This window comes from Acidovorax radicis N35 (assembly GCF_000204195.1).
GTDB classification, from domain to species: domain Bacteria; phylum Pseudomonadota; class Gammaproteobacteria; order Burkholderiales; family Burkholderiaceae_C; genus Acidovorax; species Acidovorax radicis.
In genome coordinates, this window is sequence record NZ_AFBG01000018.1 from 789,103 (window position 1) to 804,279 (window position 15,177).

Below are 15,177 nucleotides of genomic sequence, written 5' to 3' on the forward strand. Positions count from 1 at the left end.
CAGCCCGGTGATGAACACGGCCGAGCACATGGTCTTGGCATAGCCAGCCGCATGGTGTTCAAGCACATCCCCCGGGGGTGGCACATAGGGGGTGTTTAGCTCCAGCGCCCTGGCACGGGCAATGAGCGCCTCGCGCGACGGGAGCTGCGCGCCCGTGCCGCCACCGTTGTTGCCATTGCCTGTGTCGCTACCACCACCCCCGCCACACGAGGACAAAACACATAGTGCCAGCACGGCTACCGCTGTTTTCAACGAGAGGGGAGCCGGGGGGCACAAAAGGCATGCTTTTCATGAGCGATGGTTCCTTATGTCGCGAGCGCGAAGTGACGGTTCACATGGAAAGGCACGGTGAATGACTCTACCAGTTGGACAAACTGATCACAAAAGCCAGCTGTTCTGAGCGAACCGATTTTGCGGAACTGCGGCTTGCGGTGCGGTCGGGCGGGCAATGCAAGGCGGGTCGGAGGCGCCGCTAATAGTTGCCATTCACTTGCTGGTATCGCAGGTCCGCTGCAAGCCCCAAGCGACCCCGCACGCGGCACCCGCGAGGGAAATTTCCCTGAGTTCACAACCACTGAGAAACTACAACAAAGCTTGTCAGTATCGTGAGATGCTAAGGTGAGCCCAATTGCATCAATACGCGCTGGAGGGCATTTCTAAACCTCGGATCCATCACTGCCCCCACGTTGTAGCGCGACCATGGGGAGGCCGCTGAGGCGTCGACGCCAAAAATCCTGCCGGGAGCCAGTCGTATGTTGTGCGGCAGCAGGGAGTCTGCAAGAGTCATCGAATCATCCACCCCTGGCATGGATGCCCACAGGTAGAGGGTCTGGGCGTTCTTCGCGAAGATGTTCGCTCCGACAGATTCGAACAGTGCTCGTGCTCCTTCTGTGGCTTCCCCGAGCCGACTACGCAACCGGGTCAGATGCCGCTGATAGTGGCCTTCGCTCAACATGACATCGACCGTCCTTTCGCAAAGCTCCGAACTACTTACGTGGATCAGCGCTTTCAGGTCGGCGAGATCACTGGCTAAATCTGCGCCACAAGCAATGAAACCCACACGCAGCGCGGCCGAGAACGACTTTGAGAAGCTGCCGATGTAGATCGTGCGCTCAAGTTGGTCCAGAGAAGCCAAACGCGGCGACGATGTCGGTTTGAAGTCCGCAAGCGGATCGTTCTCAACGATCAGTAGATCGTATTTCTGTGCCAGTTGCAGCACGCGAAAGGCCTTTGCTGCGGACAGGTCCGAACCTGTCGGGTTGTGTGCAAGCGACTGCGTAAAGAAGAGCCTGGGCCGCTGGGTGATCAACAACTGCTCCAAGGCTTCCAGGTCCGGCCCATCGTGCAGGCGCGGCACGCCTAGAACCTCAGCACTGGCCATCTTCAACTTGCCGAACAAAGGGTAGTAGCCGGGGTCGTCCACTAGAACCTTGCCACCGGGCGGCACGAAATAGCGAATGACGATGTCCATCGCCTCGTTGGCACCGTGCGTCAAAACGATCTGCCGGGGTTCGGCACCGATCCCAAAGTCCGCGAGCTTGCGCACCAAATGCTCTCGCAGTGGCGCGTACCCGAAGCGGCTGCCATAGCGGAACAGGGAGCCCAGTCCCGTGCGCACGACTTTCTGGTGGTACTTGTCCAGCCTCACATCCGAAAGCCATTCGACTGGCGGGAAGCCATCAGCTATTGCCAGCGCGCCAGGCTCGGTCTTGAGCTGCTCACGCATCAGCCAAACGATGTCTTTTGCTCGCCCCAAGCTTCCCGCCTCGTCGTCAGCCGCCTTGGATGGAGGCTTGTCGACCACAAAGTACCCGGCACCTCGACGAGGTTCAATCAGCCCGCGCGAAACGAGTAGTTCGAAAGCCGTGACCACCGTGTTCTTGGCGTACTTGTGGAGTTCGGCCATCTCGCGCAGCGAGGGCAATTTATCGCCGACCTTGTAGGCCCCGTCGCGTATCTGCCTCTCGATGCCGTCTGCAACCGAGACGGGCAATGTGGCTGATCTGGAGCGACGTGTCGGGGAGTGTCCTTCAACTGTCATTGGTCAACTATGGCACATCGCTGAACTTTGCCAGAAGAGAGACTGTTTGGCCAAACTGTACCTTTCTTGTTTGGTACGGTGGTTTTAAAGTTTACCCATACCGTAACCACTACTGAGCAGGCAACTAATGGTCGATTCACGACTCCCGAATTTTCGTTCCCTCACCCCTGCACAGCGACTGGAGCATGTCGCACGTATCGCCAACCTGTCCGAGGGAGACATCGCGCTCATCACCCAGCCCGGAGCGCTCAGCGTAGAGCGCGCCAACGGCATGGTGGAGAACGTCATCGGAACGTTCGAACTCCCGTTCGGCATCGGCGGCAATTTCCAGATCAACGGTCGCGATGTCCTGGTGCCGATGGTGGTCGAAGAGCCTTCTGTCGTGGCCGCAGCTTCGTTCATGGCCAAGTTGGCCCGCGACTGCGGCGGCTTCGAAACCTCCAGCACGGGGCCGCTGATGCGCGCCCAGGTGCAGGTCATCGGCATCTCCGACCCCTATGGCGCCCGTCTGGCGCTCCTGAAGCATCGCGATGAAATCTTGGAGGTCGCCAACAGCCGCGATAAGGTGCTCATTGGCCTGGGCGGCGGCTGCCGCGACATTGAGATCCACGTGTTCCCTGACACGGCCCGCGGTCCGATGATCGTCATGCACCTGATCGTCGACGTGCGCGACGCGATGGGTGCCAACACCGTCAACACCATGGCCGAGTCGGTTTCACCTCTGGTCGAGAAGCTCACGGGCGGCATCGTGCGGCTGCGCATCCTGTCCAACCTGGCAGACCTGCGTCTGTCACGTGCCCGCGTGCGGCTTACGCCCGAGACGCTCAAAACCAAGGAGCGCAGCGGCGAAGAGATCATCGAAGGCGTGCTCGATGCCTACACGCTCGCTGCCATCGATCCCTACCGTGCGGCCACACACAACAAAGGCATCATGAACGGTATCGATCCTGTCATCGTCGCCACCGGCAACGACTGGCGTGCGGTCGAGGCCGGCGCCCATGCCTACGCTTGCCGAAGCGGCCGCTACACCTCGCTGACGACCTGGGAGAAAGACACCCAGGGCGCGCTGGTCGGCACCATTGAAATGCCCATGTCAGTGGGCCTGGTGGGGGGCGCGACCAAGACACACCCTTTGGCCCGGTTGTCACTCAAGATCATGGGCGTCAAGTCGGCGCAGGAGCTGGGCGAGGTGGCCGTCGCCGTGGGCCTGGCCCAGAACTTAGGAGCGTTGCGAGCCCTGGCCACCGAAGGGATCCAGCGCGGCCACATGGCTCTGCACGCCCGCAACATTGCAATGGTTGCAGGGGCAGCGGGTGACGAAATCGAGATCGTTGCCAAGCACATGGCAGATGAACATGACGTACGCACCGACCGAGCGCTCGCCTTGCTCGAAGAGCTGCGCCGCAAGTAAGACAGCCACCGTTCCCGACTGGGTGGCTGATTCAGCCGACCTCGAAGCCAGTGAGACCTTTCGCTCATCTAATAACTTGGAGACTATCGAAATGACACAAACTAAGCTCAAGCGCCGCACGGTGCTCAGCTCCCTCGGCGCCACAATGTTGTCAACGTTGGCGTCTCCCACGCTAGCCCAGAGTGCTGCGTTCCCCAACCGTCCGATCAAGATCATTGTCCCCTGGGCAGCGGGGGGCGGCGGTGATGTGATCGTGCGTCTCATGGGCACGAGTCTTCAGAAGCGGCTCGGCCAGGCCATCGTGGTTGACAACCGCCCCGGCGCTGTCGGCACGATCGGCAGCGTCGCGGCTGCGCGCAGTCCGGCCGATGGTTATACGCTCGTGTATGGCGGAATGGAGTCGCACACCATCGCGCCCCATGCAATGAAGAGGGCACCATACGACCCCAAGAAGGAATTTGTTGCCATTGCACCGCTGGGCTTCTTCCCCGCAGCCTTGGTCGTGAGCGCTTCACACCCAGCCAAGAACCTGAGCCAGTTCCTGCAGATGGCCAAGGATGCCAAGACCCCGATGAGCTTCGGCTCGTGGAGCACCGCCACTTCCGGACACCTCATGATGGAGGCCCTCAAGGTGGCGAAGAGTGTCGATCTCCTGCATGTGCCGTATAACGGCACCGCGCCTCTGCTCAATGCCCAACTCTCTCAGCAGGTCGACTGTTCCATCAACGTCTTGTCTACCGTTGAACCCCACATCCGTAGCGGCACACTGCGCTTGTTGGCGGTCTCAATGCCCCAGCGCCTGCCGGAGTTTCCGGACGTCCCCACCCTCAAAGAGATCGGTCTCAGTGTCGAAAGAGGACCATGGGTGGGAATTTTTGGCCCGGCTGGCATGCCGGAAGACGTCATTTCGCGCGTGCATGAGGCGGTCGATGCCACCCTCAAGGAGCCTGCCGTCGTAGAGCAGACCAAGAAGATGTTCTTCGTCGTCGAGCACATGGACCAGCGCACGTACCAGAATTTCTATTTCAGCGAGATCGATCGCTGGGGTCAGTACGTCAAAACGGCCAAGGTAGCGATCGAGTGATCGCATCCCCGTTGCGTAAAGGCACAGGTAGACAACCCCGGGGACCTGTGCCGCATGCGCCTCGGCGGGGCGAACGCCCGTTTTGAGGGCGGCGCCCCAAGCCGGTTGCAGTCCGTTGTAGATCAAGCCACTTCAGCACCAGCAAACCCCATGAGCGAGCACGTCAAGATTGTTGAAGTCGGGCCCCGAGATGGTCTGCAGAACGAGAAGCAGCCCATTAGCGTGGACACCAAGGTCGGACTGGTCGAACGGCTGGTTGATGCAGGCGTCAGGCACATCGAGGCAGCGTCTTTCGTATCTCCAAAATGGGTGCCGCAAATGGCTGGCAGCGCGGAGGTCATGCACCGCGTGCCGCGCACGGCTAACTTGTACTACAGCGCGCTCACGCCTAACCTTAAAGGACTGGAGGCCGCCATCGCGGCCGGCTGTGAGGAAGTGGCGGTCTTTGGCGCTGCCTCGGAAACGTTTTCGCAGCGAAATATTAACTGCTCGATACGCGAGAGCTTGGAGCGCTTTCGCTCTGTAATTGAGGTCGCGCTTGAAAGTAAGCTGCGGGTACGCGGTTATGTTTCTTGTGTCTTGGGGTGTCCATATCAAGGAGACATCGCACCCGAGAAGGTCTCCGAAGTGGCGCTCATGCTGAGCGAGATGGGGTGCCACGAGATCTCACTTGGAGACACCATTGGTCGTGGAACCCCAAACTCCACCAGACATATGCTGGAGGCTTGTATCCGCCTGATTCCAGCATCGCAGTTGGCAGGTCACTACCACGATACCTACGGGATGGCCATTGCCAACATTGTTGCGTCTCTGGAACTGGGTCTCCGTACCTTCGACAGCTCCGTTTCGGGGCTGGGAGGCTGCCCCTACGCCACTGGCGCTTCCGGCAACGTCGCTACTGAGGACGTGGTGTACCTGCTTCACGGCCTGGGGCATGAGACCGGTATCGATCTGCCCAAGCTCATCCAGGCGGGGCTGTACATCAGCTCTGCATTGGGACGTGGGACCTCTTCGCGCGTGGCGCTGGCCATGTCCAGCAACTGCTCAACAACATCGGCTGATTGATCGGGCTACGAGGAAAGTAGGCTAGACGCGAGCGAGCGGCGTAGATTTATCGTAAAAACACTCGCGGCCTTTTTTACGGACGGCAATCCGGGCCTTTTGCAGCCGACAGTGCGTATCCGTTTGCAGGCGCCTCATGTACGAACTCACCTGCAGCAGTCCTCAGCATGCAGATGGCGACTTCGCAGCAGTTGCTGCCGGTGATGTCGGCCCCCTGAGTTCACGTTCTGGGCCACGCAGCGGTCATTCAAGCGCGAGCGCCATCTCGGACCCATGGACCGGTTTCAAAGTACTGCTGGCCTTGCCAGCCAGCCGGTATGTTCATGACGCCTGAAAGTCTGCTGACCTCGTCCAATTCGGCGCGAACTGGCTTGCAGATTATTGAACCCGCAGTACCTCAAACTGCTGTCGGATGGGAGCGACCTGCATCGACACCTCATCACCCTCGCATTTCCCTAGCATGGCCCTGCCCAAAGGGGCTTCGCTGCTAATGACCTGAACGAGCTGAGCGCCGCTGAACAACTTCATGCTGCCCCCGTCGGGACCGAGAAAGATCTGTTGCTGCTTGTCGTCGGAATCGACCAGGCAGACCAGCGCGCCGAGCTGTATACCTTTGCTGGCGTCGTAGGGGCGCGGGCGGAATCGGCGCCAATTGGTCATCGCCTGGCGGATGGCTTCGGCGCGCCGGGCTTGACCGGTGGCCAAGTAGGCGGCTTCGAGTCCCAATGTGTCGTATTTGTTTTCGGCGATGTTTTCTTCGTGGGTCGCTGTTTCATGTGCCGCCCGCACTGCCTGTTCGGCTTGCAGCAGGTCTTCGGCGAGCCGTTCCAGCACCTGCTGCTGCAGCAAGAATTTATCCATCATGAGAAGTAGGCATCTCGAAAAAATTGGAGCAGGTCTTCATTGTGAAGGGCTTCACCAGCCGTCGACGCTTTTGTTGGCTGCAGGTTTACTTCAGCTAAGGGCCCACTGCTACCGATGAGATCATTGATGGAGCCTGTCACCAGGCACGAAGGGATAGACTGAGCTATGCAAAGATTTCCCCTCAGCGTTATCGCAGCCATTCGTTGGTTGGCTTTGGCAATTTTGTGCTATGGCATTGTCACTGTCGGCAAGATGCTGATTTTTTATCAGGTCACGCTTTGGGGGAGGTTTGTCTGTCCAGACGGGTGGTGGCGCTCGTCGCCCGGACTATGTGCTTTTCCACCCGTATCAATTTCAATCTGGTCGATTAGCTACGCTGCAGTTTCGATACTTCTTGTTTGCACCGGCGTGTTGCTCGCGCCCTCACATAAGCTTAAAGTTTGCGCGACCGTGCTGATCGCGTTGATGAGTTGGCAAGCCTACATCCTCATCTCCAAATCCTTTTCTTGGGTGGCTCTCGGGTCGCTGTGTGCAGTGGTTGGTATAGCAACATGCTTTAGCCTTGGCGCTCTGGCTTCGCGTAGCCCATCATTGCGGCGAACCTACCAAAATATCCCCGCTCCCCAGTAGATTAAGCATCCGTTGCCGCTAGCGCTTGGACGGCGCCTACTGGTCAATAGCCACAGTCATTGCAGCGGCCGGAACGGGCCCGTAGTGAAATTGCAGCCTACTGCCTGCCCAGAGCCTGTTGGAACGCAATCAAATACCCGTTGCAATCGGCGAAGGCAAATTCTCTGCTTCCATAGGGCATATTCTGTAGAGGCCAGGCAATGGACGTCTTGTCTTTGATGGCAGAAAAATACCAGTCCACATCCGCAACGGTGAGGTAAATCGCCCCTGAAATGATGGGATGCGTGCGCCACAAATCTCAGTCCGTGAAAATGAGGTGGGTGCCATTTTTTGAGACGGTGATCGTGCTGTTTGCAGTTGAGGCGGTGCTGAAACCAAGCACAGATTCGTAGAAATTTCTCGTCTGCTCGATGTCAAAGCACCGCAACAAAATAGACAAAAGCACGTTCACTCCGAGAAGCAATGTCCGGTGTTGGCGGGGGCCGGCCTTATGGTTCGGCTGATTGTGCTGCAGCATAGGGCCCTGAGCCGACGGACAGATTCAACTGAGCATCATGAGTAAGCTTACGTAGACGCGACACTCAACCCTCACGTGCAAGCACCTTGCGCATCAAAGCGTTCTGAAGTGTCACGCCCCGAAGGATTGGAAACCGTCGCTCGACTACGTGAAATCCATGGAGAGCAAAAAAGGGCTCGGCAGTCTTGCTCACGTCCGACGTCAGCTCGGTCAGACCAAGAGACGTTGCCTCCTCATGGATACGAGCCATCAGCCTTGTCCCAATTCCTTGCCGTGGATGAGCGCCCGACACAAAGAAGTGGTCGACGTATCCGTCCTGTTGGACGTCCGCATAGCCGACGATTTCGTCACAAAGCTCAACGACGAAGGGTCGGATGCCCCGAACTCGATTGGTCCATAGGTCAGCGTCAAGGTCTGCCGGAGCCCATGCCTCGACCTGCTCAGGTGAGTAGTCACGGGAGGCAACCTCGTGGATGGCCGTGAAATACACGCGGAACAACGCAGCTTCATCACCAAGCCTAAACCGACGTATCTCCATGAAATCCTCATCACGCGACAACTTGAACCACGAGTCTGTCACATCTGACCCGCTAGGCGAATGTCCGCTCCTGGTCGATAGTACGCATTCGTGAAGACGAAGCGAGTGCCCGCAGGAGCCTGAAGCAGCATTTCGTTTGAGCGTGGTTTCGCTGGTTGGATCGCCGTTATGGGTCGTCTGATGGACCGGTGCCTATCTCCCTTTGCCCGCGGCAGGCATCGCCCCCAATTGGCGAAAGCCGTGATCTCCCACAAAATCTGCGCGAAGCACCGTGCGCTTGAATAAACATGACTCCAGACCCGCTTGACTCGTTTCTTTCCCAGTCGTCCTGGATGTCCTCTCTGACCTGCGAAGAAGCTAAACGCGTGCGCAGTTCCGTCACGGTGCGCAGCTTTGCTGCTGGCAGCGCCGTATTTGCACGCGGCATGCCCCCTGCGCATTGGGCCGGCGTGATGGAGGGCATGCTCAAGCTCGACAACATTACCGAAGAAGGTCGGATCAGCACGTTCGCAGGCGTGCCATCGGGCGCATGGTTCGGCGAGGGCTCGGTGCTTAAGGATGAGCCCCGGCCCTATGCGGTGACGGCGCTGACCGACAGCGTGGTGGCGCTGCTGCCGCGCAGCGAGTTTTTGCGGCTGCTGCACGAGAGCCATCCGTTTGCGCTGTGGCTGATCGGGCAGCTCAACGCGCGCCTGGCCCACTACGTGGCGCAGGTGCAGACCGACCGGCTGGGTGACACCACGGCGCAGGTGGCCTACAGCCTGTCGGGGCTGTTCAATGATGCGCTGTTCCCCAACACTGCCCGGCGCATCACGCTGTCGCAGGAAGAGCTGGGGCGCCTGTCGGGTGTGTCGCGCCAGGTGGCCAACCGGGCGCTGCAGGAGCTGCAGGACCGGGGCGCCATTCGCCTGGGCTATGGGTCGATCGAGGTGATCGACCTGAAGGTACTGCAGTCGATTGCCCGAGAAGGCTGAACGCTCAGCCTGCAGGCTCGGCCTGAACCTGCGCCAGCTTTGTGATGGCCTCGCGGCTGCCCGCGATCTCGCGCAGGCGGAACTTCTGGATCTTGCCGGTGGCGGTCTTGGGCAAGACCTCGAATACGATCTGGCGCGGGCACTTGAAGCGCGCCAGATCCTCGCGGCAAAGCGCGATCAGTTCGTCGGCGCTGACCGTGCCCACCGCATCGGGCTTGAGCTCCACGAAGGCGCAGGGCACCTCGCCCCACCGCTCGTCGGGCTGCGCCACCACGGCGGCCAGCAGCACGGCGGGGTGGCGGTGCAGCACGTCCTCTACCTCCACCGAGGAGATGTTCTCCCCGCCCGAGATGATCACGTCCTTGGAGCGGTCAGTGATCTGCACATAGCCATCAGGGTGCAGCACCGCGATGTCGCCGGTGTGGAACCAGCCGCCCGCAAAGGCCTTGGCCGTGGCGCCGGGGTTCTTGAGGTAGCCCTTCATCACAGTATTGCCGCGCAGCATGATTTCACCAGCCGTCACGCCATCGGCCGGCACGGGCTCCAGCGTGTCGGGGTTGAGCACGCGCATGTGCTCTAGCGCAGCGGCGTGCACGCCCTGGCGCGCCTGCAGCTGGGCACGTCCGGCCTCCGGCAAGGCTGCCCACCCGGGCTGGCGCACGCAGCTCACGGGCGTGCCCGAGACCTCGGTGATGCCATACACATGGTCCACATCGAAGCCCATCGCGGCAATCGCCTGCAGGATTGCGGCCGGCGGTGGCGAGCCCGCTGTGAGCACGCGCACCGGGCGCGGCAGCGCGATGCGCTCGTGCTCCGGTGCATTGGCCAGCATGGCCAACACCGTGGGCGCGGCACAGAAATGGTCCACACCATGCTCGGCAATGGCCTCGAAGATAGCCTTGGCCGTGACCTTGCGCAGGCACACGTGCGTGCCCGCCGCCGCCGTGATGGCCCAGGTGAAGCACCAGCCGTTGGCGTGGAACATGGGCAGCGTCCACAGGTACACCGGGCGACGCGGCATGGCCCAGTCTGTCATCTGCAGCAGGCTCATGAGGTAGGCGCCGCGGTGGCTGGGCACCACGCCCTTGGGGTCGCCCGTGGTGCCCGACGTGTAGTTCAGCGCGATGGGGTCCCACTCATCCTCGGGCCACAGGCCTTCGAAGGCCGGGTCGCCTTCGGCCAGCAGGGCTTCGTAGTCCATTGCACCGAAGGCCGGCTGCGCGAGCAGGCCCGCATCGTGGACGGCGACCACCAGCGGCGGCTGGTCCAGGCCCGCAACAGCCTTGTCTGCCAGCGCCGCGAATTCGCTGTCCACCAACAGGATGTGCGCCTCGCCGTGCTGCAGGATGAAGGCGATGCCCTCGGCATCGAGCCGGCAATTGATGGCGTTAATGACGGCGCCGCACAGGGGGATGCCCAGGTGCGCCTCCAGCATGGCGGGCGTGTTGGGCGCCAGGATGGCCACGGTGTCGCCGCGCCGCACGCCGCGCTGTGCGAGTGCACTGGCTAGGCGGTAGGCACGATCGCGCGTCTGCGCCCAGGTTTGCTTGGTACCCGCATGCACCACTGCAATTCCCTCAGGGTGGACCAGTGCGCTGCGGTCCAGGAAACCGAGAGGCGTCAGCGGCAGGTGGTTGGCGGGTGTGCGTTCCAGGCCGTTCTGGTAGGGACTGCGGGATGGGCTGCTTGCCGTAGTGGGGGTCATGCTGTTGTCTCCATAGCTGCTATTCGTGATAGGTGGTGAAGGATTCGACGCTCTCGCGCTCGGTCACCAACGTGTTCTCGATGCGGGCTGGGTCGGCATGGCCCAAGCTCATGCCGCAGACCACCATGTGGGTGTCGGGTATGCCCAGCTCGGCATGGATGATCTGGTGAAACTTGGTGAACGCTACCTGAGGGCAGGTATCAAGCCCGCGTGCACGGGCTGCCACCATCACGCTCTGAAGGAACATGCCGTAGTCCATGAGGCTGCCGGCCTGCATGACACGGTCCACCGTGAAGATAAGCCCTACCGGCGCATCAAAGAAACGATAGTTGCGGCCGTGTTGCGCGTGCATGCGCGCCTTGTCACCCTTGGCAATGCCAAGCAGGCCATACAGGTCCCAGCCCACTTTGCGGCGTCGATCCACATAAGGCGATACCCATTCGAGTGGGTAATAGTGGTAGGGCTCTGTGAGTGCCGTGGACGCTTCCCCATCGTTGTCCGCCGTTGCGATGGCTGAACTCAGCCGTTCCTTGGCGCTGCCCGTTAGCACATGAACGCGCCAGGGCTGGGTGTTCATGCCTGAGGCTGCGTGGCGCGCTACGTCCAGGATGGCATGAATCTCTTCGCGGGGGACCTGCGTAGGCATGAAAGCGCGAATGCTGCGCCGCGATACGATGGCCCAGTCCACCGCCTCGCTACTTTGGAGTGTGGTGCCGGGCGCTTGAACGTGCAAACGGCCTGTGGACCTTGTTGGAGGCGTGTTCGAACTGTTCATGCCGGAATGCTAGGCATTGATACCGCTCATGACTGTCGATGCGATGACATTTGCGATCTGCAGAAGTACCGTCCAAATTCTTGAATCTGTATTTCTCGACAGTCTGACCACTTGGTCCTGGCACCTGTTTTCTAGCTCCTAGAGGCAGGCGGTAGGCAGTAGAAAACAAGGCGTAAGCCAGCTACACCAGTAGTCGGAGATTGTTCAAATCAATCTACTGCTGCGTAGTACCTGGCGCAGCGAGCTACATGCGTCCAAGGTGGTGCGCAAGCTCCGGGACGTGGAGCGTGGTTTTGTATGGATGTAGAAGAAAAACGGCTGTGAAAGAACTGCCAGAGGCTACCCAACGCCTGCCTGCAATGGATCCACCTTGCATTTTTTTGACACCGTCCGTCAGAAGATCGTGGACAGGTTCTTCGGACTGTTGGCAATGTTCGGTATCAAGGGTTTATGGTCACGGGCTTGCCGAAGTGACGCGGCAGCATTCAGCCTGGCGCAGCCATCCTGCCGATGAGGGCGCCGCCGCCGCCTCGGTCCTCAGTGTGCTTGAGACGGGTGAATTGAGCTTCGCATGGACGTGTTGATGCCCCTGGCCGGATGTAGACGCGGCGCAGCTCCCCAAACACCCTCACCACTCCGCAAAACTCCCGTCCCGATGCCGCCACACCGGATTCCTCCACCGGTGCCCCTGCTGCGCGCGCTCCCGCACATACTCTTCATTCACCTCGATCCCCAACCCGGGCCCGTTCGGGATGGCCACCATCCCGTCCTCGTACTTGAACACTTCCGGGTTGGACACGTAGTCCATCAGGTCGTTGTCCTGGTTGTAGTGGATGCCCAGGCTTTGCTCCTGGATGAAGGCGTTGTAGCAGACCGCGTCCAGCTGCAAATTGGCGGCCAGCGCGATGGGGCCCAGGGGGCAGTGCAGTGCCAGGGCCACGTCATAGGCCTCGGCCATGGTGGCGATCTTGCGGGTTTCGGTGATGCCGCCAGAGTGCGAGGGGTCGGGCTGGATGATGTCTGCATACCCCTCTTGCAGCACGCGCTTGAAGTCCCAGCGCGAGTACAGGCGCTCACCCAGGGCGATGGGGGTGGACGAGATGCGCGCGATTTCCTTGAGCGCTTCTTCATGCTCGCTGAGCACGGGCTCTTCAATGAACATGAGCTTGTAGGGCTCCAGCTCCTTGATCAGCACCTTGGCCATGGGGCGGTGCACGCGGCCGTGAAAGTCCACGCCGATGCCCACGTGCGGGCCTACGGCCTCGCGCACGGCGGCCACGTTTTGCAGGCAGCGCTCCACCTTGTCGAAGGTGTCCACAAACTGCATTTCTTCGGTGCCGTTCATCTTCACCGCGGTGAAGCCGCGGGCCACGGCGTCGCGGGCTTGCTGGGCTGTCTCGCTGGGGCGGTCGCCGCCGATCCAGCTGTACACGCGGATGCGGTCGCGCACATTGCCGCCCAGCAGTTCGGATACGGGCACGCCCAGGGCCTTGCCCTTGATGTCCCACAGCGCCTGGTCGATGCCGGCCAGCGCGCTCATATGTACGCCGCCGCCGCGGTAGAAACCGCCGCGGTACAGCACCGTCCAGTGGTCTTCGATGTGGCGCGGGTCCTTGCCGATGAGGTAGTCGCCCAGCTCTTCGACGGCGGCGGCCACGGTCTGCGCGCGGCCTTCCAGGATGGGTTCGCCCCAGCCGACGATGCCTTCGTCGGTTTCGATTTTCAGAAAGCACCAGCGCGGGGGCACCAGGAACGTGGTCAGTCGGGTGATCTTCATGGGAGGGCAGGGGGAAAGGGGCGAGAGAGGAGGTCGAAGAGAAAAAACTGGGCTAGGCGCTGGCGGTGGCCTTGCCGGGTGCGGTGGCGGCAGTGCGTGCCGCGCCGTAGGAGGTGTGCCATGCCGCGACAAACGCGGCGGCCTTGCCGGCGACGTCGGCAGCGCTGTCGCCAGGGCGGTACAGGGCCGAGCCCAGGCCGAAGCCGCTGGCACCGGCGGCGGCGTAAGTGGCAATGTTTTCGGGGGCGATGCCGCCCACTGGCACCAGAGCCATGGGCGGGGTGATGACGGCGCGCCAGGCCTTGAGCACATGCGGAGGCAGGGCCTCGGCCGGGAAGAGCTTGAGCATGTTGGCGCCAGCGGCCAGCGCGGCATAGGCTTCGGTCAGCGTGGCCACGCCGGGTGCGCAGGCCATGCCAGCAGCGCGCGCGGCGCGGATCACGGCGGGGTCGCTGTGGGGCATGACGATGATCTGCCCGCCGGCGGCCTGTACATCGGCACACGCCTCGGCCGACAGCACAGTGCCCGCCCCGACAAGGCAGTCGGCAGGCAACGCGTCTCGCAGCGCACGGATGCTGGCCAGCGGCTCGGGGGAGTTGAGCGGCACCTCGATGATGCGAAAACCCGTGTCGTACAGCGCGTGGCCAATGGCCGCGACTTCGTGCGGCCGCACGCCACGCAGGATGGCGATCAGGCCACACTGCAGCATGGTCTTGTACAGATTCTTGTCGATCGGGTTCATGCGGCGAGGCTCCTGGTGGATGGGGTGGGCTGCGCGTGGGGGGTTGTCGTCACCAGCCCGGCCGCTTGCGCGATCTGCCACAGGCCGGTGATGGTGGCCTGCGCGGCAATGGTGGGCGGCGCAAATCCGTAGGCTTGCAGCGCGAGCGTGTATCTGCGGCACAGGTCGGGCTCGCCACACAGCACCAGCTGGTGCGGCGCGGCGCTCGTGGGCGGGTGCACGCGTGCCAAGCCTGCGATTTCATGGCCGATGAGGACGCCCGAGAGATAGTCCGCCTGGGCTGTGGCGGGCAGCGTGCCGGTGAGGCCCAGCGTGCGGGTGCTGAAGATGTGCGACAGCAGGCCCAGGTCGGTATCGCTGCCGCGCGCCACCTGCAAGCCCTGCGCGAATGCGGCGTCGTCGGGCTCAGTTGGCGGCTGCATGGTCTTGCCCAGGATGGTGTGGCGGCGCAGTGCGGCAAACACTTCGCCTGTCATGAAGGTGTGGAACCGCTGGATGCTGCACCGGATGCCATCCTTGTGCGCCACCACCCACTTGCTGTGCGTGCCCGGCAGGCCGACCAGGCGGGGGCCTTGGCCTGTGACGGAGGCATCGGCCAGCACGCCCAGCACCTGTGTCTCTTCCCCGCGCATCACGTTCGGCAGGCCCGCGCGCTGCAGCAGCCCGGGCACGATGTGCAGGGGCGTGGCGCTGCCACGCGGCACCACGGTCAGCCCGCGCGCCAGGTCGTCCAGCGAGGTGGGGGTGTCCAGGTATTTGGCTTCGCGCCAGCCCTGGGCACTGCCCACCATGCCGCAGGCCAGCACCGGCACCGAGGGCAGGGCGGCCAGCCAGTCGCCGCAAGTGTCTTGCAGTGCGCGCTCGAAGGCTGCCCCGGGCTCTGCGCCAGTTTGGTCCGCGGGAGCCGGCGGCAGATTCATGATGCCCCAGGGGCGGTTGCGCTGCTCCAGCACCTGCCCGCTGGCACCCAGGCGGAAGGCGCGCAGCGAACTGGTGCCCCAGTCCAGGGCCACCAGGTGGGTGCCAGCGAGGTTGGCGGTGATATCTGCCATGGCGT

At 61.8% G+C, this 15,177-nt stretch carries 12 protein-coding genes; 4 read left to right on the forward strand and 8 right to left on the reverse strand.

The features are described from left to right. Positions 1-613: 613 nt before the first annotated feature. Complete coding sequence (locus ARADN35_RS0109330; RefSeq protein ID WP_035196845.1) at positions 614-2,041, reverse strand: aminotransferase-like domain-containing protein; 1,428 nt, start codon at positions 2,039-2,041, stop codon at positions 614-616. Between the two features lie 127 nt (positions 2,042-2,168). Here ARADN35_RS0109330 and ARADN35_RS0109335 point away from each other — a divergent pair, with 127 nt between their 5' ends. From ARADN35_RS0109335 to ARADN35_RS26120, 3 genes are all read left to right on the forward strand, one after another. Then, entirely contained in the window at positions 2,169-3,452 is a 1,284-nt protein-coding gene (locus ARADN35_RS0109335; protein ID WP_010461352.1) for a hydroxymethylglutaryl-CoA reductase, degradative, read from the forward strand. Continuing rightward, on the forward strand, positions 3,391-4,536 hold the full coding sequence (locus tag ARADN35_RS0109340; RefSeq protein ID WP_100199406.1) for a Bug family tripartite tricarboxylate transporter substrate binding protein: 1,146 nt from the start codon (positions 3,391-3,393) through the stop codon (positions 4,534-4,536). The genes ARADN35_RS0109335 and ARADN35_RS0109340 overlap by 62 nt, the downstream gene beginning before the upstream one ends. A 150-nt stretch (positions 4,537-4,686) precedes the next feature. Continuing rightward, complete coding sequence (locus tag ARADN35_RS26120; protein WP_010461356.1) at positions 4,687-5,601, forward strand: hydroxymethylglutaryl-CoA lyase; 915 nt, start codon at positions 4,687-4,689, stop codon at positions 5,599-5,601. Positions 5,602-5,976: 375 nt separating this feature from the next. Here ARADN35_RS26120 and ARADN35_RS0109350 read toward each other — a convergent pair whose 3' ends face one another. After that, entirely contained in the window at positions 5,977-6,459 is a 483-nt protein-coding gene (locus tag ARADN35_RS0109350) for a GreA/GreB family elongation factor (protein WP_029413777.1), read from the reverse strand. Between the two features lie 1,214 nt (positions 6,460-7,673). Then, entirely contained in the window at positions 7,674-8,189 is a 516-nt protein-coding gene (locus ARADN35_RS0109360; RefSeq protein ID WP_244265872.1) for a GNAT family N-acetyltransferase, read from the reverse strand. A 290-nt stretch (positions 8,190-8,479) separates the two neighbouring features. Here ARADN35_RS0109360 and ARADN35_RS0109365 point away from each other — a divergent pair, with 290 nt between their 5' ends. Further along, positions 8,480-9,121 (forward strand): Crp/Fnr family transcriptional regulator, encoded by a 642-nt coding sequence (locus ARADN35_RS0109365; RefSeq protein ID WP_244265873.1) that lies wholly within the window; start codon positions 8,480-8,482, stop codon positions 9,119-9,121. Between the two features lie 4 nt (positions 9,122-9,125). Here the strand turns inward: ARADN35_RS0109365 and ARADN35_RS0109370 are convergent, their stop codons facing one another. The 5 genes from ARADN35_RS0109370 to ARADN35_RS0109390 all read right to left on the reverse strand — a co-directional run bounded on the left by ARADN35_RS0109370 (position 9,126) and on the right by ARADN35_RS0109390 (position 15,172). Continuing rightward, the gene (locus tag ARADN35_RS0109370) at positions 9,126-10,826 is read right to left on the reverse strand and encodes an acyl-CoA synthetase (RefSeq protein ID WP_010461365.1); all 1,701 of its coding nucleotides are present in this window, start codon (positions 10,824-10,826) and stop codon (positions 9,126-9,128) included. Between the two features lie 19 nt (positions 10,827-10,845). After that, positions 10,846-11,601, reverse strand: coding sequence for a nitroreductase (locus ARADN35_RS0109375; protein ID WP_081474591.1), 756 nt, complete (start codon positions 11,599-11,601; stop codon positions 10,846-10,848). A gap of 628 nt (positions 11,602-12,229) precedes the next feature. Further along, a complete protein-coding gene (dgoD, locus tag ARADN35_RS0109380) occupies positions 12,230-13,378 on the reverse strand; it encodes a galactonate dehydratase (RefSeq protein WP_010461368.1) in 1,149 nt (382 codons plus the stop codon). A gap of 52 nt (positions 13,379-13,430) precedes the next feature. Further along, positions 13,431-14,120 (reverse strand): 2-dehydro-3-deoxy-6-phosphogalactonate aldolase, encoded by a 690-nt coding sequence (locus ARADN35_RS0109385; protein ID WP_010461370.1) that lies wholly within the window; start codon positions 14,118-14,120, stop codon positions 13,431-13,433. After that, positions 14,117-15,172: a 2-dehydro-3-deoxygalactonokinase gene (locus ARADN35_RS0109390; RefSeq protein WP_010461372.1), complete on the reverse strand. Its 1,056-nt coding sequence runs from the start codon at positions 15,170-15,172 to the stop codon at positions 14,117-14,119. The genes ARADN35_RS0109385 and ARADN35_RS0109390 overlap by 4 nt, the downstream gene beginning before the upstream one ends. Positions 15,173-15,177 lie beyond the last annotated feature (5 nt).